General features: G+C 71.0%; 19 protein-coding genes. 8 read left to right on the top strand and 11 right to left on the bottom strand.

Annotation, left to right across the window (positions count from 1 at the left end; all coding sequences use genetic code 11):
- Positions 1-14: 14 nt before the first annotated feature.
- Both cobS and ACFZ8E_RS21490 read right to left on the bottom strand, forming a co-directional pair.
- Positions 15-998 (bottom strand): cobaltochelatase subunit CobS, encoded by a 984-nt coding sequence (gene cobS / locus ACFZ8E_RS21495; protein ID WP_147728552.1) that lies wholly within the window; start codon positions 996-998, stop codon positions 15-17.
- 262 nt (positions 999-1,260) lie between these two features.
- Complete coding sequence (locus tag ACFZ8E_RS21490; RefSeq protein ID WP_147860001.1) at positions 1,261-1,923, bottom strand: J domain-containing protein; 663 nt, start codon at positions 1,921-1,923, stop codon at positions 1,261-1,263.
- 130 nt (positions 1,924-2,053) lie between these two features.
- Here ACFZ8E_RS21490 and ACFZ8E_RS21485 point away from each other — a divergent pair, with 130 nt between their 5' ends.
- Positions 2,054-2,338, top strand: a complete 285-nt coding sequence (locus ACFZ8E_RS21485) for a BolA family transcriptional regulator (protein ID WP_147729557.1) — start codon at positions 2,054-2,056, stop codon at positions 2,336-2,338.
- Positions 2,339-2,356: 18 nt separating this feature from the next.
- The gene (arfB, locus tag ACFZ8E_RS21480) at positions 2,357-2,776 is read left to right on the top strand and encodes an alternative ribosome rescue aminoacyl-tRNA hydrolase ArfB (RefSeq protein ID WP_147729556.1); all 420 of its coding nucleotides are present in this window, start codon (positions 2,357-2,359) and stop codon (positions 2,774-2,776) included.
- Between the two features lie 47 nt (positions 2,777-2,823).
- Here arfB and ACFZ8E_RS21475 read toward each other — a convergent pair whose 3' ends face one another.
- Both ACFZ8E_RS21475 and ACFZ8E_RS21470 read right to left on the bottom strand, forming a co-directional pair.
- Entirely contained in the window at positions 2,824-3,591 is a 768-nt protein-coding gene (locus ACFZ8E_RS21475; RefSeq protein ID WP_147729555.1) for a YoaK family protein, read from the bottom strand.
- A gap of 178 nt (positions 3,592-3,769) precedes the next feature.
- Positions 3,770-4,717 carry a class I SAM-dependent methyltransferase gene (locus tag ACFZ8E_RS21470; protein WP_147859999.1) on the bottom strand — a complete coding sequence of 316 codons (948 nt, stop codon included), beginning with the start codon at positions 4,715-4,717 and terminating at the stop codon, positions 3,770-3,772.
- Positions 4,718-4,794: 77 nt separating this feature from the next.
- On the opposite strand from ACFZ8E_RS21470, the gene ACFZ8E_RS21465 reads away from it, so the two are divergent.
- From ACFZ8E_RS21465 to ACFZ8E_RS21455, 3 genes are read left to right on the top strand one after another with little or no spacing between them, the layout of a single operon-like run.
- Positions 4,795-5,847, top strand: coding sequence for a ligase-associated DNA damage response exonuclease (locus ACFZ8E_RS21465; RefSeq protein ID WP_405043742.1), 1,053 nt, complete (start codon positions 4,795-4,797; stop codon positions 5,845-5,847).
- A complete protein-coding gene (locus ACFZ8E_RS21460) occupies positions 5,844-7,595 on the top strand; it encodes a cisplatin damage response ATP-dependent DNA ligase (RefSeq protein ID WP_243951485.1) in 1,752 nt (583 codons plus the stop codon). Before ACFZ8E_RS21465 ends, ACFZ8E_RS21460 begins: the two co-directional genes overlap by 4 nt.
- Positions 7,592-8,059: a secondary thiamine-phosphate synthase enzyme YjbQ gene (locus tag ACFZ8E_RS21455; protein WP_147726417.1), complete on the top strand. Its 468-nt coding sequence runs from the start codon at positions 7,592-7,594 to the stop codon at positions 8,057-8,059. Before ACFZ8E_RS21460 ends, ACFZ8E_RS21455 begins: the two co-directional genes overlap by 4 nt.
- 208 nt (positions 8,060-8,267) lie before the next feature.
- Here the strand turns inward: ACFZ8E_RS21455 and ACFZ8E_RS21450 are convergent, their stop codons facing one another.
- The 3 genes from ACFZ8E_RS21450 to ACFZ8E_RS21440 all read right to left on the bottom strand — a co-directional run bounded on the left by ACFZ8E_RS21450 (position 8,268) and on the right by ACFZ8E_RS21440 (position 14,642).
- Positions 8,268-9,803 (bottom strand): efflux transporter outer membrane subunit, encoded by a 1,536-nt coding sequence (locus ACFZ8E_RS21450; protein ID WP_147726416.1) that lies wholly within the window; start codon positions 9,801-9,803, stop codon positions 8,268-8,270.
- A gap of 320 nt (positions 9,804-10,123) precedes the next feature.
- Positions 10,124-13,270 (bottom strand): efflux RND transporter permease subunit, encoded by a 3,147-nt coding sequence (locus tag ACFZ8E_RS21445; protein ID WP_405043741.1) that lies wholly within the window; start codon positions 13,268-13,270, stop codon positions 10,124-10,126.
- Between the two features lie 34 nt (positions 13,271-13,304).
- Positions 13,305-14,642, bottom strand: a complete 1,338-nt coding sequence (locus ACFZ8E_RS21440; RefSeq protein WP_405043740.1) for an efflux RND transporter periplasmic adaptor subunit — start codon at positions 14,640-14,642, stop codon at positions 13,305-13,307.
- Positions 14,643-15,154: 512 nt separating this feature from the next.
- Between ACFZ8E_RS21440 and ACFZ8E_RS21435 the strand changes: the two genes are divergently transcribed.
- Positions 15,155-16,156 (top strand): CobW family GTP-binding protein, encoded by a 1,002-nt coding sequence (locus tag ACFZ8E_RS21435; RefSeq protein WP_405043739.1) that lies wholly within the window; start codon positions 15,155-15,157, stop codon positions 16,154-16,156.
- A gap of 35 nt (positions 16,157-16,191) precedes the next feature.
- Here ACFZ8E_RS21435 and ACFZ8E_RS21430 read toward each other — a convergent pair whose 3' ends face one another.
- Complete coding sequence (locus tag ACFZ8E_RS21430; RefSeq protein ID WP_405043738.1) at positions 16,192-16,491, bottom strand: hypothetical protein; 300 nt, start codon at positions 16,489-16,491, stop codon at positions 16,192-16,194.
- Between the two features lie 166 nt (positions 16,492-16,657).
- Between ACFZ8E_RS21430 and ACFZ8E_RS21425 the strand changes: the two genes are divergently transcribed.
- Both ACFZ8E_RS21425 and ACFZ8E_RS21420 read left to right on the top strand, forming a co-directional pair.
- The gene (locus ACFZ8E_RS21425; RefSeq protein WP_405043737.1) at positions 16,658-18,016 is read left to right on the top strand and encodes an O-antigen ligase family protein; all 1,359 of its coding nucleotides are present in this window, start codon (positions 16,658-16,660) and stop codon (positions 18,014-18,016) included.
- Positions 18,013-21,333, top strand: coding sequence for a PAS domain-containing protein (locus ACFZ8E_RS21420; RefSeq protein ID WP_405043736.1), 3,321 nt, complete (start codon positions 18,013-18,015; stop codon positions 21,331-21,333). Before ACFZ8E_RS21425 ends, ACFZ8E_RS21420 begins: the two co-directional genes overlap by 4 nt.
- 50 nt (positions 21,334-21,383) lie before the next feature.
- Here ACFZ8E_RS21420 and ACFZ8E_RS21415 read toward each other — a convergent pair whose 3' ends face one another.
- The 3 genes from ACFZ8E_RS21415 to ACFZ8E_RS21405 form a co-directional block, all read right to left on the bottom strand.
- Positions 21,384-21,701: a hypothetical protein gene (locus ACFZ8E_RS21415; RefSeq protein ID WP_243932731.1), complete on the bottom strand. Its 318-nt coding sequence runs from the start codon at positions 21,699-21,701 to the stop codon at positions 21,384-21,386.
- Positions 21,698-22,012 (bottom strand): EthD family reductase, encoded by a 315-nt coding sequence (locus tag ACFZ8E_RS21410; protein ID WP_147727659.1) that lies wholly within the window; start codon positions 22,010-22,012, stop codon positions 21,698-21,700. Before ACFZ8E_RS21410 ends, ACFZ8E_RS21415 begins: the two co-directional genes overlap by 4 nt.
- 133 nt (positions 22,013-22,145) lie before the next feature.
- On the bottom strand, positions 22,146-22,709 hold the full coding sequence (locus ACFZ8E_RS21405) for a hypothetical protein (protein WP_405043735.1): 564 nt from the start codon (positions 22,707-22,709) through the stop codon (positions 22,146-22,148).
- Positions 22,710-22,734: the final 25 nt, after the last annotated feature.

Genomic DNA, 22,734 nt, shown 5'->3' with positions numbered 1-22,734 from the left:
TCCTCCATCGTCGATCAGCTCAGCGCGACGTTCATCGCGCTCTCGGGCAGCTCCTTGCCGAAGGCGCGCTGGTAGAACTCGGCCACCAGCGTCCGCTCCAGCTCGTCGCACTTGTTGAGGAAGGTGACCCGGAAGGCGAAGCCGATGTCGCGGAAGATGTCGGCGTTTTCGGCCCAGGTGATCACCGTGCGCGGGCTCATCACCGTCGAGAGGTCGCCGTTCATGAAGGCGTTGCGGGTCAGGTCGGCGACGCGGACCATGCGGCTGACGATGTCGCGGCCGGGGTCGCCCTTGTAGTGCAGCGCCTTCGACAGCACGATGTCGACCTCGCGGTCGTGCGGCAGGTAGTTCAGGGTGGTGACGATCGACCAGCGGTCCATCTGGCCCTGGTTGATCTGCTGGGTGCCGTGATAGAGGCCCGAGGTGTCGCCGAGGCCCACCGTGTTGGCGGTGGCGAACAGCCGGAAGGCCGGGTGCGGGCGGATGACCCGCTTCTGGTCGAGCAGCGTCAGGCGGCCGGAGAGCTCCAGCACGCGCTGGATCACGAACATCACGTCGGGCCGTCCGGCATCGTACTCGTCGAAGACCAGCGCGACGTTGTTCTGCAGCGCCCAGGGCAGGATCCCGTCCTGGAAGGCGGTGATCTGCTTGCCGTCCTGCAGCACGATCGCGTCCTTGCCGACGAGGTCGATGCGCGAGACGTGGCTGTCGAGGTTGATCCGCACGCAGGGCCAGTTCAGCCGGGCGGCGACCTGCTCGATATGGGTCGACTTGCCGGTGCCGTGATAGCCGGTGACCATGACGCGGCGGTTGCGCGCGAAGCCCGCCAGGATCGCCAGCGTCGTCTCGCGGTCGAAGATGTAGTCCGCATCGAGATCCGGCACGTGCTCGCTGGTCTCGGCGAACGCGGGAACCTCGAGGTCGATGTCGATGCCGAAGGTGGCGCGGACGGAGACGGTGCGGTCGGGGAGCATGGCGGGCTTGTCGTCAGAGAGCATACGGAACCTCGTAGGGGCGGTCTTCCGAAGGGCATCGGATCGAAAGCCGCGCGGAACTTGTCTCGGGCCTCGCCTCGCCGGCCAGTCGCTGCCGGGATGCAGGCCCTTCCTTAAACGTCGTCGCGCCGGGGCGCCACAGACGGGCCGGATCGGGTGCAAGACCCCCATATAGGCCTGCAATCGAAAATTGCCGGTCGTCCGCGCGCGAAAGCCGCCGACGACGGCGCGACGGTCGACTTTGCATCGATCGTGCCGAACCGCCTCAGCAGAGCCCGGCCGCGCGCAGCACGTCGTGCGCCCGGATGATGTCGCGCAGGCGCTCCTCGAACGAGCGGTCGCCGCCGTTGGCGTCGGGGTGGAAGCGCTTCACCAGGGACTTGTACTGCGCCTTGATCGCGGCGGTGTCGGCGCCTTCCTCGAGGCCGAGCACGTCGAGCGCCCGGCGCACGGTCGCCGAGAGCTTCGGGCGCGCGGGCTCGGCCGGGGCCTGCCGCCCGCGGGCGCCGCCGACGCCCTCGGCGCGCAGCACGCCGAGCGGGTCGACATAGGCCCAGTCGCGCGGCGGCGCGTCGGCCGCCTTGGCGCTCGCCGGGCGGTTGACGCCCATCGCCCAGGTCGGGCGGTGGCCGATGATCGCGTCCTTCTGGAAGGCCTGGACGGCGTCGTCGTTCATGCCGTCGAAGTAGTTGTACGTGGCGTTGTAGGCCTTCACGTGGTCGATGCAGAAGTTCCAGTACTGCCCTTCGGCGCGGCGGCCCTTGGGCGCACGGAACAGGCCCGCATGGGTGCAGCCCTCCGCCTCGCAGGTGCCGGCGGGCTTGCCGCTCGCGGTCTTCCCGCCGGCGGTCTTGCCGGCCGCGGTCTTCGGCTCGTCGCAGGTGCGCCGGATGCGGATGCTGTCGAACAGGGGCGAGTTGAGATCCATGACGGGGCGATTATGAGGGGGCGGACCCGAGACACAAGGGCGCCGGGCCTGATGACGCATGCGGGCGAACGGGCTTGACGGCCCGGCCGCTTGGTGACGCGGCTGTTCGGGTGAGACGAGGGACGGGCGGATGACCGAGACAGCGACGCTGCGGGACTGGATCGAGGGTAAGCTGGCGGCGGAACTCGCGCCCGCGCGCCTCTCGGTGGTGGACGAATCCCACCTGCATGCCGGCCATTCCGGCGCGCGGCCGGGGGGCGAGACGCACTTTCGCATCGATGTGGTCTCGGCCGCCTTCGAGGGGAAGAGCCGCGTCGACCGTCACCGCGTCGTCAACGCGCTGATGGCCGAAGCGTTCGCGCGCGGCCTCCATGCGCTGGCCGTGAAGGCGCGCACCCCGGCGGAAGCCGGCTGAGCCGGAGGGGAGGGGGCCGTGGCCCTGGTCTGCACGCCCCAGATCGCCATCGACGAGGCGGAGCTGCACGAGACCTTCGTGCGGGCGTCGGGTCCCGGCGGCCAGAACGTCAACAAGCTCTCGACCGCGGTGCAGCTGCGCTTCGACGTGCGCCGCTCCGCTGCGCTCCCGGACGCGGTCGCGGTGCGGCTGATGCGGCTCGCCGGGCGCCGGCTCACCGCCGACGGCGTCCTGGTGATCAGCGCCCAGCAGTTCCGCACGCAGGAGCGCAACCGCGCCGATGCCCGCGAGCGGCTGGCCAAGCTCGTCGCCGAAGCCGCAGTGCCCCCGGTGCCGCGCCGGGCCACGCGCCCGACCCTCGCCTCGAAGAAGCGCCGGCTCGAGGCCAAGACCCAGCGCGGCGCGACCAAGCGCCTGCGCGGGGCGCCGGTGGATTGAGCGTTTCTTTCCTCCCCCCCGCAGAGGGGGAGGGGAAGAGTGGGCGATCAGTGGATCGCGTCGATCGCCTTCGCGTCGGGGCTGGCGTCGGGGGCCGGCGAGGAGCCGGCGACCAGCGTGCTGCCGGGCTTGGCGATCGTCAGGATCACCGCGACCACGGCGAGCAGGGCGGCGAGCGCTGCCGGGAACAGGAAGGCGGTCTCGCCGTAGCGGATCTGCAGCAGGCCGCCGACGACCGCGCCGGAGGAGAGCCCGGCCCAGAGCGGCGCCTGGATCCAGAACGAGGACGCGACCGTCCCGAGGATCAGGTTGGCCATGCCGGTGCCGAAGCGGACCACCGCGCCTGTGACGTAGGTGAGCGCGATGCTGCGGCCGCCCTCGTCCTGAAGGATCGCGTTCTGCAGGCCGAGCGCCAGCACGATCGGGTAGGCGTGCAGCGGGAAGGCGAAGGTGCCCCAGGGCATCAGCAGGCCGAGCGCCAGCAGCGCGGCCTCGATCGTCAGCAGCACCGAGAGCCGCCAGCGGCCGACCCAGGCGGCGATCAGCGTGCCGAGGAAGGCGCCGAAGCAGAACACCAGGATCACCGTGACGACGCGGGCGGTGTTCTCCCAGTCGGCGTTGGCGACGGCGACGCCGAAGCGGGTGGTGTTGCCGGACATGAACGACATGAACAGCTGCGAGAACTCGAGGAAGCCGATCGAGTCCGTCGCGCCGGCCAGGAACGCGAGCACGATCGCGAGCGGGATGCGGGTCGCCGCGCTCGCCGGGAAGGCCTTGTCCGGCGGATCGCCGGGAGCGGTCTTCTCGTTCACCATGGAATACCTCGCAAGCGTCGTGGGTCGCGCCCGCGCCCCCGCAGGAAGGCGCAGATCGTTGAACGGGTCTTGGCGGAATCGCCGGCTATAAAGGGTCGAGCACGGCCAAGGTTCAACCTGCTCATCACGGCGGCGTGTTTTTCCTCACGTTGCTGTGCGGCGCAGGGATTAAACTGCGTCACGTCTCGGGTTTGACTGCGATCACCGTTCGGCCGGGAACGTCGTGGCCGCGCTCGCGCCGGACCGCCGCCGGGCGGAGCGCGAGGTCGGCGAGGCCGGCCTGGGCCGCGGCCTTCGCGATGCAGGCGTCGGCGTGGGCGTAGCGCCCGTCCGGCCCGAGCACGACGCCGGCGCCGTCGTGCGACTGCACCGTGAAGGCGACGCGCCCGCCCGGCCGCAGCACCCGCGCGATCCCGGCGAGAACGCCCTCGAGCGCGCCGACGTAGATGAAGACGTCTGCCGCGACGCAGAGGTCGGCGGAGGCCGCCGGCGCCTCGGACAGGAACCCGTCGATCCCCGCCTCGACGAGACGGGCATAGATGCCCTTCCGCCGGGCGAGCGCCAGCATCGCCGGCGCGAGGTCGACGCCGGTGAGCCGTTCGACGCGGGGGCCGAGCGCGGCGCCCATCAGGCCGGTGCCGCAGCCGAGATCGATCGCGTCGCGGTATCGCCGGGGGCCGTCCGCATCGAGTGCCGCGCAGAGCAGTGCCGGGCCGCAATAGCCCAGGCCCTCCACGAGGTGGCGCTCGAAGCGTCCGGCATAGCCGTCGAACAGCGCGCGCAGATAGGCCGGCGACAGGACCGGCAGCGCCGCGTCGCCACCGAGGCGCGCGAGGTGGACGAGCATGCCGAGCGTGTCCTCGGGGTCGAGGTCGCGAGCGGTCTCGTAGGCGCGCAACGCCGCCTGGAACAGGCCCGGCTCGGCGGTGCCGGCCGCGGCCCCGGCGGCGTAGCGCGCCTCGCGCGCCCGCCCGAGCAGGACCCAGGCGGCGGCGAAGCGCGGGGCGCGCTCGAGCGCCTGCTCCGCCATCTCGGCGGCGCCGACGCAATCGCCCTCGGCCAGGCACGCCTCGGCATAGGCGAAGCGGCGGTCGGCCAGCAGGTCGCCGGAGCCGGTCTGGGACATGGTGGGGATCGATCCGGGTCTCGTCGGGACGACGCCCTATATCACCCCCGATCCCATCCACCGTCACCACGGGACCGATGACGCTTCGCGCCGGCGACCTTCTCACCCTCACCCGCGAGGGGCTGTACTGCCCGCTCGGGCGCTTCCACGTCGACCCGACCTGGCCGGTCGAGCGGGCGCTGATCAGCCACGGCCATGCCGACCATGCCCGGGCTGGCCACGGCAGCGTGCTGGCCACCGGCGAGACCCTGCGCATCATGGCGGTGCGCTACGGCGAGGACTTCTGCCGTGCGCGTCAGGGGGCGGCGCTCGGCGCGCCGATCCGCATCGGCGACGTGACGGTGCGGTTCGCCCCCGCCGGCCACGTGCTCGGCTCGGCGCAGATCGCGATCGAGGCCGGGGGCGTGCGCGTCGTGGTGTCGGGCGACTACAAGCGCGCGCGCGACCCGACCTGCCTGCCGTTCGAGGTGGTGCCGTGCGACGTGTTCATCACCGAGGCGACCTTCGGCCTGCCGGTGTTCCGCATGCCCGACACCGCGGCGGAGGTGCGTAAGCTCCTCGATTCCATGGCGCTGTTCCCGGAGCGCGCCCACATCGTCGGCGCCTACGCGCTCGGCAAGGCGCAGCGGGTGATGATGCTGCTGCGCGAGGCCGGCTACGACCGGCCGATCCACCTGCACGGGGCGATGGAGAAGCTGACCGAGCTGTACAAGCGCGAGGGCTTCGCGCTCGGCGAGACCCCCAAGGTGGCGGCGGCCGACCGGGCGAGCCTGAAGGGGGCCATCGTGCTGTGCCCGCCCTCGTCGATCCAGGACGTGTGGTCGCGAAAATTCCCCGATCCCGTCACGAGCTTCGCCTCGGGCTGGATGCGGGTGCGGGCCCGCGCCCGCCAGAAGGGCGTCGAGCTGCCGTTGGTGATCTCCGACCACGCCGACTGGCCGGATCTCTGCCGCACCATCCGCGAGACGGGGGCCGGCGAGGTCTGGGTGACGCACGGGCAGGAGGACGCGCTGGTGCACTGGTGCGGAAGCCAAGGGATCAAGGCCAAGCCGCTGCACATGCTGGGCTACGGCGACGACGGCGAGGCCGAGCCGGCTGCCGGGGACGCAGCCGAAGAGGCCGCCGCGTGAACGAGTTCGCCGAGCTCCTCGACCGCCTGGCCTACGAGCCGCGCCGCAACGCAAAGCTGCGGCTGCTGCAGGATTACTTCGCCCGCACGCCCGACCCGGAGCGCGGCTACGCGCTCGCGGCGATGACCGGCACCCTGAGCTTTCGCGAGGCCAAGCCCGCGCTGATCCGCGGCCTCGTCGAGGCCCGGATCGACCCGGTGCTGTTCCGGCTCTCGCACAACTACGTCGGCGACCTCGCCGAGACGACCGCGCTGATCTGGCCGGGACCCGTCGCGGACGCAGCGCCGGCCCCCTCTCCCGAGCGGGAGGGGGGGCCGGTCGGCGCGCCCGGCCCCGGCCACAACAACCCGCCCCCGCACGTGCCGACGCTCGCCGAGGTGGTCGAGACCCTGTCCACCATCCGCAAGGCCGACCTGCCCGGCCACCTGGCGACCTGGCTCGACGCGCTGGACGAGACCGGGCGCTGGGCGCTCCTGAAGCTCGTGACCGGCAACCTGCGCGTCGGCGTCTCGGCCCGGCTCGCCAAGACCGCGGTCGGCGCGCTCGGCGGCCACGAGGCGGACGCGGTCGAGGAGGTCTGGCACGGGCTCAGGGCGCCGTTCGAGACCCTGTTCGCCTGGGCGGAGGGGCGCGGCCCGCGGCCCGAGACCCTGAACCCGGCCCCGTTCCGGCCACCGATGCTGTCGCACCCGATCGAGGAGGAGACCGACTTCGACAAGCTCGCCCCGGCCGACTTCTCCGGCGAGTGGAAGTGGGACGGCATCCGCGTTCAGCTCGTCGGCGGGCGCGACGCGGCGGGCGGGCAGGTGGCGCGGATCTACTCGCGCACCGGCGAGGACATCTCCGGCGCCTTTCCCGACCTCGCCGAGGCCGTCACCTTCACCGGCACGCTGGACGGCGAGCTGCTGATCCTGCGCGAGGGCCGCGTGCAGAGCTTCAACGTCCTGCAGCAGCGCCTCAACCGCAAGGCGGTGACGGGCAAGCTGACGGAGGAGTTCCCGGCCCATGTGCGCGCCTACGACCTGCTGACCGCCGACGGAGAGGACCTGCGGGCCCTCGGCTTCCTGGAGCGGCGCACCCGGCTGGAGGCGTTCGTGGCGACGCTCGACCACGCCCGGATCGACGTGTCGCCGCTGGTGCCGTTCGCGACCTGGGACGATCTCGCGGCGGCGCGGGCCGACCCGGCCGCGGTCGGGGCGGGCGACGACGCCGACGCGATCGAGGGCGTGATGCTCAAGCGCCGCGACAGCCCGTACCTGCCCGGCCGCCCCAAGGGCCCGTGGTGGAAGTGGAAGCGCGAGCCGCATCTGGTCGACGCGGTGATGATGTACGCCCAGCGCGGGCACGGGAAGCGCTCGTCGTTCTACTCCGACTACACGTTCGGGGTGTGGCGGGACGGCGCGGGCGGCCCCGAGCTGGTGCCGGTGGGCAAGGCCTATCACGGCTTCACCGACGCCGAGCTGGCCAAGCTCGACCGCTACGTCCGCAACCACACGGTCAAGCGCTTCGGCCCGGTGCGCGAGGTCGGCTACGGGATGGAGGGCGGATTGGTGCTGGAGATCGCCTTCGAGGGCGTGCAACGCTCGACCCGGCACAAGTCGGGCGTCGCGATGCGATTCCCCCGCGTCAGCCGCATCCGCTGGGACAAGCCGGCGGCCGAGGCCGACCGGATCGACCTTCTGGAACGCATCCTGGCGCGGGGCGAGCGCGAGACGATGCCGGGCACGACCCTGGAGACGACGGAATGAAGCGCGGCACGGTGGGACCCGTCGAGACCCTGTTTTCGGGCGAGATCCGGCGGCAGGCCGGCGCGCGGCTGACGATCGCGACGCCGGGTCCGGGCTTCACCGAGTTCACGGACGCGGTCGCCGCCTTCGTGCGCGGCAGCGGCGTCCGCGACGGCGTCGCCACGGTGTTCTGCCGGCACACCTCGGCTTCGCTGACCATCCAGGAGAACGCCGATCCCGACGTGCAGGCCGACCTGATGACGGCGCTGGACGGTCTCGCCCCGCGCCACGTCGCCTACGTCCACGGCGCGGAAGGGCCGGACGACATGCCCGCCCACATCCGCACGATGGTCACCGATTCCGCGCTGACGATTCCCGTTCTGGACGGCCGCCTCGCCCTCGGCACCTGGCAGGGCGTGTACCTGATCGAGCACCGCGACCGGCCGCACCGCCGGGAGATCGTCCTGGCGGTGGCGGGGGCTTGAGGGCGGATCGCCGCGCGCGTCCGTCTGTTCGTGCGGGGGATGACCGTGCCCGCTCCGTCATTCCGGGCTCTGCTTCGCAGTCCCGGAATGACGGCGTGGGTGTGATGTCGATCGCAGGCGGCTCCGGCGATGACGGCACCATGCCGATATCGCCCCTGCCACCTCGCGCGTCCGCCAAGCTCCGGATCGGCGGCTGCGCCGAGGCCGCCTAGAGAAACTTCAGCGGGTCGGTCTCGGGCGGGGGCGGGGCGACGTCGGCGCGGTTCCACCAGCCGCCGCCGAGCGCCTGGAACAGGGCCGCGGTGTCGGCGTACTGCGTCGCGCGCGCGCCGGCCGAGGTGACGAGCGCCGAGAGGTAGCCCTGCTGGGCGATCAGCACCTGGGTCGAGTTCACGGCGCCGGCCGAGAACTGCTTGCGGATCAGCTCGAGGCTCTGGCCGGTGGCCTTCTCGGCGGCCGAGGCGGCGGCGACCGCGCCGGCGTCCGCCTGCAGCGCGCGCAGCGCGTCGGCCACGTTCTGGAACGCGGCGATCACCACCGCGCGGTACTGGGCCTGGGCCTGGGTGAGCGTCTCCTCGGAGGCGCGCTGGCGGCGGTAGAGCGTGCCGGCGTCGAAGATCGGCGCGGTGGCTTGGCCGAGGATGGTGAAGAACCCGGCGCCCGGGTTGGCGATCTGCGCGAGCCGCACCGCGCTCGAGCCGCCGGCGCCGGTGATCGCGAATTGCGGCAGGCGGTTCGCCACCGCGACGCCGATGCCGGCGCTGGCCTGCTGCACCAGGGCCTCGGCGGCCTTCACGTCCGGCCGCTGCTGCACCAGGCGCGAGGGCAGGCTGACGGGCACCTTCGTCGGCAGGCGCAGGGCCGCGAGGGTGAAGGTCTCGGCCACCTCCTCGCTCGGGAGCCGGCCGGCGAGGGCGGTCAGGAGGTTGCGCTGCTGCGCCAGCTGCTTCTCCAGCGGCGGCAGCAGCTGCTGCGACAGCGACAGGGCCGCCTGCTGCTGGATCACGTCGGCGCCGGCGATCTGCCCCAGCGAGAGCTGCTTGTTGTAGAGGGTCAGCACCTCGGTCTGCGCCTGGATCACGCGCTTGGTCGCGTCGATCTGGGCCCGCAGTGCCGCTTCCTGGATCGCGGCGGCGACGACGTTGGCGGTGAGGCTGAGATAGGCCGCCTCGAGCTGGAAGCGCTGGTTCTCGGCGGTGGCTTCCAGGCCCTCGATGGTGCGGCGGTTGAGCCCGAACACGTCGGGATTGAAGGCCACCGTCACCTGCGGGGTGTAGAGGCTGTAGAGGTAGTTGTTCTGGTTCTGCAGCGGCGATTGCAGGTCGAGCCCCGGCGCCTTGGCGCCGAGCGCCTGCGGGTTGGCCGAGAGGGACGGGTAGAGCGTGCCCTTCTGGGCCAGCACGTTCTGCTGCGCGATGCGCAGGGAGGCCTGCGCCGCCTCCAGGTTCGGGTTGTTGGCCAGCGCCTCCTCGACGAGGCGGTTCAGCGCCTTCGAGCGGAACAGCGTCCACCACTGGCCGGGGATGTCGGCGCCCGAGACGAAGCTCTGGTCGGCCGAGCCGCCCTGCCGGGTGGCGACCTTGTCGGCCGCGCTCGGGTTCGCCAGCGGCTCGCGGGTGTAGCGCGCGACCGGCGGGTCCTCGGGCGCGACGTAGTTCGGGCCGACCGCGCAGCCCGACAGGGCCAGGCTCGCGGCGAGGGCCACGGCCCGTGCGGACCGGCGGTTGAGGGCCGTCTCAATCATGACGCTTCCGACGCGGGACGCGCGCGCGACGGCGCCATCCTCCGCCCGGTAGAGCGCCGCGGGGACGGCGCAAGTCAATGCGGCGGGCGGCGTCGCCGGCGGGGAGGCCGAGCGTTGTGGTGCCGGCGCCACGGCTGCGAGGACGAGCGCGCTTTTCCCTCCCCCCTCTGCGGGGGAGGGTGGCCCGCGAAGCGGGTCGGGAGAGGGGAGCGACCTCTCCGGACATGGCGCTCTCCTCTCCCGACCCTCGCTGACGCGAGGCCCACCCGCCCCCGCAGAGGGGGGAGGGAAGGGGCGCGGCAACGTCCTGATCAAAACCATCACGCCGCCGCCCGATGGAGAGCGGGCGTCGCGAGCGGGTTCGGCCGGCGGCGCGAGAACAGCGAGATCAGCACCGGCACCACCACCAGGATCAGATTCGGCGCGAGCAGGATGCCGCCGACGACGACGAGCGCCAGGGGCTTCTGCACCTGCGAGCCGATGCCGGTGGAGACCGCCGCGGGCAGCAGGCCGACGCAGGCGGCGACGCAGGTCATCATCACCGGCCGCATCCGCACGATCGAGGCGTGCCAGACGGCCTCCTTGCGCGGCCAGCCCTCCTCCATCAGCTGGTTGTAGTAGGCGAGCAGGATCACGCCCTCCATCGTCGAGATGCCGAACAGGGCGATGAAGCCGATCGCCGCCGAGATCGAGAACGGGGTGCCGGTGAGCGCCAGCGCGAAGATGCCGCCGATCATCGCCATCGGGATCACCGACAGGCCGAGCAGCATGTCGGCGACCGAGTTGAAGTTGATGAACAGCAGCAGCGCGATCAGCACCAGGGTGATTGGCACCACGAGGCTGAGGCGGGTGACGGCGTCCTGCAGGTTGGTGAACTGGCCGACCCATTCGAGGTGGTAGCCGGCCGGCAGCGTCACCTCGTCGGCGACGCGCCGCTGCGCCTCCAGCACGGTGCCGCCGAGGTCGCGCCCGCGCACCGAGAACTTGACCGGGATGTAGCGCTCCTGGTCCTCGCGGTAGATGAACGAGGCGCCCGAGACGAGGTCGACGTCGGCGATCTCGGAGAGCGGCACCTGCACCACGCCGCCGTTTGGGTTGGCGGCGCCGATGGTGATGTTGCGGATGGTGGCCAGCGAGGAGCGGTACTCGCGGGCGAGCCGCACCCGCATCGGAAAATGCCGGTCGGAGCCGTACTCGTAGAGGTCGCCCGCGGTCTGGCCGCCGATCGCGGCGGCGATCGTGGTGTTCACGTCGCCGATCGAGAGGCCGTAGCGGGCGGCCTTGTGGCGGTCGACGTCGATGCGCACCGTCGGCTGGCCGAGCGAGGCGAAGACGGAGAGGTCGGTGACGCCGGGAACGGTGGCGAGCACCGCCTTCACGTCGTTGGCCGCCTTGGTGATCGCGGCGAGGTCGGTGCCGTAGACCTTGACCGAGTTCTCGCCCTTCACGCCCGAGGCCGCCTCCTGGACGTTGTCCTCGATGTACTGGGAGAAGTTGAACTCGATGCCGGGGAACTCGGCGTCGAGGCGCTTCGACAGGCCGGCGATGAGCTGCTCCTTGTCGAGCCCCTTGCGCCATTCGTCGATGGGCTTGAGCGGGGCCAGGATCTCGACGTTGAAGAAGCCGGTGGCGTCGGTGCCGTCGCTCGGCCGTCCCTGGTGCGAGATCACGGTGACGACCTCCGGCACCTCGGTGAAGATCTTGCGCAGCCGCTCGACGTAGGCGTTGCCGGCCTCCAGCGAGATCGAGGCCGGCATCGTGCCGCGCACGTAGAGGTTGCCCTCCTCGAGCTTGGGCAGGAACTCGAGGCCGAGGTTCCGCGCGGCCAGCCCCGAGACCAGCAGGATCGCCACCGTCACGGCGATCGACAGGATGCGGTTGCGCAGGCCGAAGCCGAGGATGATCTCGTGGCCGAAGCGCAGCACCTTCACGATCAGGGTGTCGCGCTCCTCCACGTGCCTCGGCAGGATGACGGCCGAGAGCGCGGGCGAGACCGTGAAGGTCGCGAGCAGGCCGCCGACCAGCGCGTAGGCGTAGGTCTTGGCCATCGGCCCGAAGATGTGGCCCTCGACGCCCGACATCGTGAACAGCGGCAGGAAGCCGACGATGATGATCGTCGCCGAGAAGAAGATCGCCCGGTTCACCTCCGAGCCGGCGATGGCGATGGTGCCGAGCCGCCCGGTGAGGCCCCCCGGTGCGGGCTGCCCTTCCGTGTGGTGCGGCTCGGCCAGGTGCCGGAACACGTTCTCGACCATGATCACGGTGGCGTCGACGATCAGCCCGAAATCGATCGCGCCGAGCGAGAGGAGGTTCGCCGAATCGCCGCGCACCACGAGGATCAGGATTGCGAAGCCGAGCGCGAAGGGGATCGTCGCCGCCACGATGATCGCGCTGCGCAGCGACCCGAGGAAGAGCCACTGCACCACGAAGACCAGCACCACGCCGAAGACGAGGTTGTGCATCACCGTGTGCGTGGTGGTGTGGATCAACCCGGAGCGGTCGTAGATCCGCTCGATCTTCACGTCCGGCGGCAGGATCGTCGAGGCGTTGATCTTCTCGATCTCGGCCTCGACCCGCCGGAGCGTCGGCAGGCTCTGGCCGCCGCGGCTCATCAGGACGATGCCCTCGACGATGTCGCTCGAGCCGTCGTGCCCGACGATGCCGAGCCGCGGCGCGTTGGAGACGCGCACGTCGGCGACGTCCCGCACCAGCACGGGCGTGCCGTTGACCTGGGTCAGCATGGTGTCGCGGATGTCGTCCATGTCGCGGATCAGGCCGACGCCGCGGACCACGGCCGACTGCTCGCCGACGTTCAGCGTCTGGCCGCCGACGTTGATCGAGGAGTTGTTCAGGGCCGAGACGAGCTGCACCAGGGTCATGCCCTGGGCCTGGAGGCGGTTGAGGTCGACCGCGATCTCGTACTCCTTGGCCTTGCCGCCGAAGGCGGTCACGTCGACGACGCCGGGGATCGCCTTGAAGCGGCGCTGCAGCACCCAGTCCTGCAGGGTCTTCATCTCCGCGGAGGAGAAGCCCTTCGGCCCGACGAGCTTGTACCGCATGATCTCGCCCACCGGGCTCGTCGGCGAGATCTGCGGCGTGGCGCCGTTCGGCAGGGGCGGGGCCTGTGACAGGCGGTTGAGCACCCGCTGCAGCGCCTCCTCGTAGGTGAACTCGTAGTTGAACTGCACCTTCACGTCGGACAGGCCGAACAGCGAGATCGTGCGCACCACCTGCGCGTTGGGGATGCCGGCGAGCGCCACCTCCAGCGGAATGGTGATGTAGCGCTCGATCTCATCGGCCGACTGGCCGGGATTCTGGGTGATCACGTCGACGAGCGGCGGGACCGGATCGGGATAGGCCTCGATGTTGAGCTGGGTGTAGCTGGCGTAGCCGAGCGCCAGCATCACCAGGAAGCCGAGGCAGACCAGCACGCGCTGGCGCAGCGAGAAGACGATCAGGCTGTTCATCGCGTCGGGTGCCCTTCCGGCGGTTCCGGTCCGGTCAGGACGCCTTGTCGCCCGATGCGGCGCGGTCGATGAACAGCGCGCCGCGGGTGACGACCTCCTCGCCGGCGGCGAGCCCCTCGACGACCTGGACGTTGTCGCCGTTGACCAGGCCGAGGCTGACGCCGCGCGCCGCGATCGCGCCGTCGGGCCGGGCGACCCAGACGTGGGCGCTCGCGCCCTCGTAGACGACCGCGGCGAGCGGCACGGCCGGCGAGGGCTGGGGCTTGCCCGTGATGATGGTGAAGGTGGCGAACATCTCCGGGCGCAGCGACCGGTCCGGGTTGTCGACCTCGCTGCGCACGGCGAGGCGTCGCGTCGCCGGATCGAGGCTCGACGACATGTAGTTCACCCGCGCCTTGAACACCCGCGTGCCGAAGCCCGCGACCCGCGCCTCGACCTCCTGCCCGATGCGGATCTTCGGGATCTCGCTCTCGCGCACGTTGGCGATCAGCCACACCGTGGACAGGTCGCCGATCACGAAGGCCGGGTCGCTCGAGGTGGTGAGGTACTGGCCGATGCCGACCTTGCGCTGCACGATGGTGCCGGCGATCGGCGCCTGGATCTGCGTCTCGGCGCTCATCGTGCCGTTCTTCTCGTAGGCGGCGATCTCCGCGTCGGTCTTGCCGAGGAGCTTGAGGCGGTTGCGCACCGCGTCGAGGGAGGCCTGCGCGGTCTTCAGGTCGCTCTGGGCGGCGATCACGTCGTTCTGGGCCGACTGGTAGTCCTTGAGCGCCACCGCCTTGGCCGCGAACAGCTCCTGCTGGCGGGCGGCGATGGTCTGGTCGAGCTTGAGCAGCGCCTGCTGCTTCTGGATGGTGTTGAGCGCGCTCTGGTAGTCGTTCTGGGCCTGGACCATGTCCGTGGCCTCGATGACGAGGAGCACGTCGCCGGCCTTCACGTCGTCGCCCGCGCGCTTGAGCACCTTCGTGACGCGGCCGGAATAGGGCGAGGCCACCGGCACGTTGTCGTCGTCGTTCAGCGCGATGCGCCCTTCGGCCGAGCCTTCCGGGCGGAAGGTCATCGTCGCCACCGGATGGATCTCGAAGGTGGTGCGCTGCTCCGGCGTCGGCCGGAAGATTCGCTCGGCCGAGGAGGGCGGGGCGTCGGCCTCGCCGGTGTCCTCGCCCTTCGTGCCGCCGAGCATCCCGCGCGCGTAGGTCGTCACCGTCTCGAGGAACCCGCGCACCGGCTGCGGGAACACCGCGACCACGGCGACGGCGGCGACCACCAGCGACAGCACGACCGCGATCGGCAGCAGCCCCTGGCGGCGCGGGCCGTGCGCCCGGGCCGCCGGCGCGTCGGTGTCGGGATCGAGTGGCGTGCGGGCGTCCATCGCGCTGTCGTCTTCGGGTCGAGGGAGGTGCTTGATGGCTGTGGGCCGGTGCGGAGCGGTCGAACGCGGGAACCCGTCCCGATGCATCGAACCGATCGATGGTGCTTTTCTAAGGCAGGCCCGGGACGGGCGGCTCCCCGAGGCGCCGATATCCCGCGCATCCGGGCGGCACAATGGCCCGGCGGTGCGGAAGCGCGGCCGGGAGGCGATCGAGGCGGGTCGAGGCGATCACGTTCGGGATATCGGGCTCGCGGGACATCGGGCTCGTGCGTGCGGTCGCCCGCGCGGTTCGCGGCGAGGCCGCGACCGGAAACGGCACCGCTTGGTCATGGCCATGGGTCGTGGCAGGTCTTCACGACGGTCTCGCGACGGAGCCGCATGCCGGCCGCGGGAGGCGGGGCGGCGTCCGCTCGGGTGCTTCCATCCGCGGTCCGATGATACGATATGACATGTCATCGGCGGCCCGGCGCGAGCGCGGGCGCCCACCGCATCACCCGTCGGAAGAGTCGCCCATGTCCGGATCGCAGAGCCCCGCCAACGCCGAGTCGGTCACCTCCGAGAAGATCCCGGTCACCGTGCTGACCGGCTACCTCGGCGCCGGCAAGACCACGCTGCTCAACCGCATCCTCACCGAGAACCACGGCAAGCGCTACGCCGTGATCGTCAACGAGTTCGGCGAGATCGGCATCGACAACGACCTCGTCGTCGGCGCCGACGAGGAGGTGTTCGAGATGAACAACGGCTGCGTCTGCTGCACCGTGCGCGGCGACCTGATCCGCATCATGGACGGGCTGGTGAAGCGCCGGGGCAAGTTCGACGCGATCATCGTCGAGACCACCGGGCTCGCCGACCCGGCCCCCGTCGCCCAGACCTTCTTCGTCGACCAGGACGTCGGCGACGCCGCCCGCCTCGACGCCGTGGTGACGGTCGCCGATGCCAAGTGGCTGTCCGAGCGCCTGAAGGACGCGCCCGAGGCCCGCAACCAGGTCGCCTTCGCCGACGTGATCCTGCTCAACAAGGCCGACCTGGTCTCGGAGGCCGACCTCGCCCGCGTCGAGGGCGAGATCCGCGCGATCAACCCCTACGCCAAGCTCCACCGCACCACGAACTGCGACGTGCCGATCGACGCGGTGCTCGGCCGCAACGCCTTCGACCTCGGCCGCATCCTCGATCTCGAGCCCGACTTCCTCGAGGAGGGGCACCACCATCACCACGACGGCGACATGCAGTCGTTCTCGGCCCGCATCGACGGCCCGGTCGACCCGGAGAAGTTCATGCCGTGGATCTCGAACCTCACCACGATCCAGGGCCCGGACATCCTGCGCTGCAAGGGCATCGTCGCGTTCCCCGACGAGCCGCGCCGCTTCGTCTTCCAGGGCGTGCACATGATCCTCGACGGCGACCTGCAGGCCGAATGGAGGGCCGGCGAGGACCGCTCGTCGCGCGTCGTGTTCATCGGCCGCAAGCTCGACGCCGAGGCGATCAAGGGCGGGTTCCTGGACTGCGCGGCCTGAGGCTTATGCGAAGCGGATCATGGTCGACGCGGGCGTCATGATCCGATCAGCTTGACGAAGGCGGCACCGGCGCCGAAGAAGGCCGCGCCGGCCGCCATGCCGGAGAGCGCGATCTGCCAGGGTTCGAGCATCCTGTCGCGCTCGAGTTTCTGCGCCTCGTGCTCGAGCTTCCTGGCTTCGTGCTCGAACTTCTTCGCTTCGAGCTCGAGCTTCATCGATTCGGCCATGAGCTTCTTCTGCTCGGCCACGAACTTCTCGCTTTCCTCGCGTTGCCGACGGATACGGCCGATCAGTTCTTCCAGATCCGGGGGAAGCGGTGTTGCGGTGTCGGCCATCGGGCTTGGTCCTCGACGTCGCGATGATCGAGGCACGATAGGCGTTCGCTCCCGACCGGTCGAGCGCGCCGCAGGCGCCCGTCAGCCGAATATCAACCTTTCCGTCCCATGAAGGACCCGTCGTCGTGCGGGCCCGCGTTCCAGGCTCGCGGAGCCCGCGTGAGCCATGGCCAGCACCGCCGTTCCGGGCTTCGTCCTGCCGCAGGTCGGCCGGGTCCCGCTGATCCGGGTCGTCCACGGCTTCGCCGGCGCGCTCCTCGCGGCGTTCGTGTTCTTCGCCTGCTTCGCCTTCTCCGAGACCTCGCCCTACGACGTGATCGCGATCCCGACGATCCTGCTCTGGGCCTGCCTCGGCATCCGGCTGCACCGTGGGGCGGTGCCGCTGGTGGTGCTGCTGCTGCTCTATCTCAGTGCGATCGTCGTCGGCCTGATCCCGTTTCTCGACGAGGACTTCCCGGTCACCTGGACGATCCAGCTGATCTACCTCTCGGTGACGGGCGTCTTCTTCGTGATGTTCTTCTCCGACGACACCCAGGCCCGCATGGAACTGGCGCTCAAGGCCTACACGGCGAGTTGCGTGTTCTCGGCCACGCTCGGCATCGTCGGCTACCTGCAATGGCTCGGGATCGAGGACCTGTTCTACAAGTACGACCGCGCCTCGGGCACCTTCCAGGATCCGAACGTGTTCGGCTCGTTCCTGACGCTCGGCGCGCTCTACCTGATGCACGGCCTGATCACGGCGACCGCCCGGCGTCCGGTGCTCGCGCTCGCGGGCCTGCTGATCATCCTGGTCGGGATCTTCCTGTCGTTCTCGCGCGGCTCGTGGGGCGGCACCGTCGTCGCCACGCTGCTGATGGTCGGCTCGGTCTACGCCTCCTGCGGGTCGGCGCGGCTGCGGCGGCGCATCGTGCTCCTCAGCCTGGCGACCCTGGCGCTCGGCGCCGTCGCGATGGCGGCCCTGCTCTCGGTCGACAGCGTCCAGAAGATGTTCGCCACCCGCGCCGCGGTGAGCCAGGACTACGACGAGGGCGAGACCGGCCGGTTTGGCAACCAGCTCCGCGGCATGGAGATGCTGCTCGAGCGCCCGCTCGGCCTCGGGCCGATGCACTGGCGCCTGACCTTCGGGCTGGAGCCGCACAATTCCTACATCGGCAGCTTCGCCAACGGCGGCTGGCTCGGCGGCGCGGTCTTCCTCGCCCTCGTCGCGGCGACGGGGTTCGTCGGCTTCCGCCTGCTCGCCCGGCCCTCGCCGTTCCGCGCGCACGCGCAGATCGTCTGGCCGGCGCTGCTGATGTTCTTCCTTCAGGCGCTGCAGATCGATATCGAGAAGTGGCGCCACGTCTACATGATGCTCGGCATGGTATGGGCGCTGGAGGCGGCGCGTCGGCGCTGGGCCGCGCGGGACGGGCACCGCGCGCTCGCCTCGGCGCCGCGCGAGGGCGATCGGCCCGGTCGGGTCCGGAATCGGGATGATGCGATGGGCCGGCGCTTCGGGGAGATGCCGGCGGGGGACGCGCGAACGTGAGCAGCACAGAGGCGCTTCAGGCCAGGGACGACGAAACGACGGCGGACGAGGCGGCGCGCGAGGCGAAGCGCGTCGCGGCGCTGCTGGCGCTCGGGATCCTGGATACGCCGCCGGAGGATCATTTCGAGGCGGTGTGCCGCACGGCCTGCCGCCTGTTCGGCGTCGAGACCGCCTTCGTCGGGTTCATCGACGCCGACCGGCAATGGCTGAAGACGCCGTGCGCGCTGGTGCCGGGCGAGCTGCCGCGGCAGGAGAGCTTCTGCACCTACACGATCCAGACGGACGCGGTGCACGTCGTCCCGGACGCGCGGCTCGACCCGCGCTTCTCCGGCAGCCCGCTCGTCGACGGCACGGCGGGGGCAACCCGGTTCTATGCCGGCACGCCCCTGAGCCTCGCCCCCGGGATCCGCGTCGGCACCCTCTGCCTCGTCGACTCGCGGCTGCGCGACTTCTCGGCCGAGGACGGCGTCGCGCTGCAGGACCTCGCCGAGATCGTCGTCGCGCATCTGCGCCTCTCGGAATCGAACGCGGCGCTCGGGCGCGAGATGGCCCTGCGCAGCGCGCACGAGGCGCAGCTGGAGTGCCAGGCGGCCGAGATCGCCGAGCGCTCCGCGGCGCAGGCCAGCGCCAACCACCTGCTGACCATGGCCGAGCAGCTCGCCAGCATCGGCAACTGGCGCGTCCCGCTGCCGGCGGGTCAGCCGATCTGGTCGTTGGGGCTCTACGAGATCGCCGGGCTCGACCCCGCCACCGCGCCGCCGCACCTCTCGACCTTCGCCGAGATCTATCACGCCGACGACCGGGAGCGGCTGATCGCCGTCGTCGGCGACGCGATCGCGCGGGCCGAGAACTTCGCCTTCGACGCCCGCATCCTGCGGCCGGACGGCACCGAGCGCGACGTGGTGGTGCGCGGCACCTGCGAGACCGACGCCGCGGGCGCGGTCACCGGCCTGTTCGGCGTGATGATCGACATCACCGCGCGCCGGCGGGCCGAGGCCGACGTCCACCGCAGCGAGAGCCGCTATCGCGGGCTGGCCGACACCCTGCCGCTGCTGGTCTGGGCGATGCGGCCGGGCGACGGCGAGATCACCTACGCGAACCCCCAGTTCCACGCGTATTACGGGCCGATCGGCACCGGCCGCGCCGCGCGGGTCGCCTGCAACCATCCCGACGACGCGCCCGCCATGGCGACGGCGTGGCGGGCGGCGCAGGCCGGCGAGACCGCCTATTCCGGGGAATGGCGCCTGCGCCGCGCCGACGGCACCTATCGCTGGCACAAGCTGACGATGACGCCGGTCCACCTGATGGCCGACGGCACCGTCATCGAGTGGCTCGGAACGGCGCTCGACATCGACGAGATCGTCACCGCCCGGATGGCGGAGCACGACGCCCGCGGCCTGCTGCGGATCGCCCTGGAGGCGGCCGAGGCCGGGACCTGGGATTGGGACATGCAGACCGGGGTGAGCCTGCTCTCGCCCGAGAGCCTGCGCATCTACGGGCTGCCCGAGGACGGCGAGCCGCGCGGCATCACCACCGCCGCGTGGACGGCCCTGGTCGATCCCGAGCAGGTCGGCGAGGTCTGGGACGCGATCCGGCACGCGATCGACACCCGCACCACCTACGCCGCCGAGTTCCGGGTCGGCGAGCGCTGGGTCTACGCCCGCGGCCGGCCGCTGTTCGGGGCCGACGACCGCCCGTACCGGATGGTCGGCCTCCACATCGACATCACCGAGCGCAAGTCGGCGGAGGTGGCCTTGCGCTCGATCACCGCCGAGGCCCAGGCCGCGCGTGCCGAGGCCGAGCGCGCGAGCGAGGCCAAGAGCGACTTCCTCGCGGCGATGAGCCACGAGATCCGCACGCCCCTGAACGGCATCCTCGGCTACGCCGACATGCTGCTCGACGAGACCCACCTGCGGGCGGAGGACCGTCACCGGCTCGAGCTGATCCAGGGCTCGGGCGCCGCGCTGCTCACCGTCGTCAACGACATCCTCGACTTCTCGAAGATCGAGGCCGGGCAGCTGACCCTCGACCCGGTCTCGTTCCCGCTGGTCTCGGTGATCGACAACACCGTCTCGATCGTCCGCGGCGGCGCGCTGAAGAGCAACCTGCGGATCGAGACCCGGATCGACCCGGATCTGCCCGCCTTCGTCCTCGGCGACGCGAGCCGGCTGCGCCAGGTGCTGCTGAACCTGCTGAACAACGCGGTGAAGTTCACCCCCGTCGGCTCGGTGACCCTCGTGGTCCGGCGCGAGCGCTCGGGGGCGCGCGGCCACGACCTGCGCTTCGAGGTCACCGACACCGGCATCGGGATCAATTCGGCGCAGCAGGACCGGCTGTTCAAGCGCTTCAGCCAGGTCGACGGCTCGATCAGCCGGCGCTTCGGCGGCACCGGCCTCGGCCTGGTGATCTGCCGCCACCTGCTCTCGTTGATGGGCGGCGAGATCGGCGTCAGCAGCCGCGAGGGCGTCGGCTCGACCTTCTGGTTCACCCTCACGCTGCCGCCGGGCGAGGAGACCGGGGTCGCGGCGGCAACGTCCGCGGCTCCGGCCACGGACCCCGCCGGACGCGCCGTCCGGCTGCTTCTCGCCGAGGACGTGCCGCTCAACCAGGAGCTCGCCTGCGCGGTGCTCGAGGCGCAGGGCTACGTGGTGGACGTGGTCGAGGACGGCGCCGAGGCGATCGTCGCGGTCGAGGCGGCGCTGAAGCAGGGCAGGGGCTACGACCTCGTGCTGATGGACGTGCAGATGCCGGTGATGGACGGCCTGACCGCGACGCGCCACATCCGCGCGCTGGCGTCGCCGGCCCGCGAGATCCCGATCGTGGCGATGACCGCCAACGTGCTGCCGAAGCAGATCGAGGACCTGCGCGCGGCCGGGATGGACGACCATGTCGGCAAGCCGTTCCGGCGCGCCGACCTCTACGCCACCATCGCGCGCTGGACCGGGCCGCAGCGCGAGGCCCGCCCGGCCGCCCCGATCCCGGCGCCGGACGGCGCGAACGCGGTGCTCGACCCGGCGGTGTTCGACGCCCTCAAGGACGGCTTCGGGCCGGAGCGCGTGGCGACGCTGCTCGACCTGATGGGCAGCGAGCTGCGCGACCGCTTCCGCACCGACGAGGACGACCGGGTCCAGGTCGCTCACGACGCGCACGCGCTGGTCTCGGCCGCCGGCATGCTGGGCTTCACCCGGCTGTCGCGCCTGTGCCGCGAGATCGAGGCCGCCGCCCACGGCGACGGCGACCTGCGCCCGCTCATCCACCGGCTCGAGATCCAGCGGGCCGAGGTGCTGGGCACGATCCACAAGCTCAAGGCGGCCTGACGCCCGTTTCCCTCCCCCTCACAGGTGGGGGAGGGACCGGGGACGGGCCCCTACGCCTCCGGCGCGGTCGCGTCGTCCTCGGGCTCCGGGTCGGCCGTCCAGGCGGTGGCGAAGGCGGCAAGGTGCTGCGCCTCCGCGAACGCCATCACGGTGACCTCGCGCTCGGCCGGCATGGCGCCGGGATAGGGGGCGAGCAGGATGGTCTTGCGCACGAGGCGGGCGCCGGGCGCGTTCTCGGCGATCCAGGCCTCGGCCTCGGGCACCAGCGCCTCGGCGGTGGCGAGCGCCCGCGAATCCGGGCGCAGCACGATCACGCGGGTGCCGAGGCCGGGGTCGGCGGCCTGGACCGCCTGGACGATGTCGATCACGCGGTCGCCTCGGGCAATTCGTTGATCTGCACCGCGGCCTGGGCGTCGGTGAACTTGGGGATGTCGCCGAAGATCTCGGGGCCGTGCTCGGCCGCGGCCTTCGTGAAGGCGTCGGCCGATTCGAAGGTCAGCAGCGCCATCACCTGGAACGGGGCCGGCTTGCCGTCCGGCGTGCCGACGCCGCGCACGATCTTGGCCTCGTGCAGGCCCAGGGGCGACCAGCGCTCGCGCACCAGCGGCATGTGGTGGCCGAGATAGTAGTCCATGTCGAACCGGGGACCGGCCGGATACATCACGCTGACGAGGATCATGGCTATCGAACACTCCCTAGCGGCGCGTCTGCCGCGCGCCGCCGGCACGGAACCACCGAATGATGCCCGACGCAACGGCGTCCGTCCGCCGACGACTGCCGTGCTTCGACTCGCGAGCCTTCGATCGCCCCGGTCAGTTCGATGCGCGGAAACTGTAGAAATGGCCGGTCATATGTTGCATGGTGCTCGGTATATTGACCGATATGACGCCAGTGGACGATTTCGCGTACGGCCAGTAAAGCCGCCGATACGGTCCTGCTCCGTCCGTTTCGTCATAGATGATGTAGTGAAACGCGTTCGTTGTCGCGAACTCTGACTCGTCGTCGTAATCCACGACGATCTGCAATGGGTCCGTCGCCGTCTGCTTTGCCCGTACATCCTCGACCTGCCGCACGAACTCTGCTTGGCGCGCTTGGAACGCGTTCCTATCCTTCCACTGCACGAAGAGAGGCGCGTGATACGTGATGCCGACCGCCACGCCGATGCCGGCGGCGATCGAAAACGCACGGCGTATGCGCCGTCGCCGGAAATCGCAGGCGACCCATGTGACCGCGATCGCCATGACCGAGATCACGAATGCCGGCAGGAACAGCAAGAACGGGCCGCCTGCATGGATGGCAAGCACGAAGAGGACCCCGCCCATTGCCAAGACGGCGATGGAGGTCGGCGACCATGCATCCGGCTTGGTCGTCCTCATGGCTTGATCCGGCTTGGCCAAGGCG

Origin of the sequence: Methylobacterium sp. HMF5984 (genome assembly GCF_045033435.1) — a bacterium.
Taxonomy (GTDB): Bacteria; Pseudomonadota; Alphaproteobacteria; order Rhizobiales; family Beijerinckiaceae; genus Methylobacterium.
This window is presented reverse-complemented; position numbering and strand designations above follow the sequence as displayed.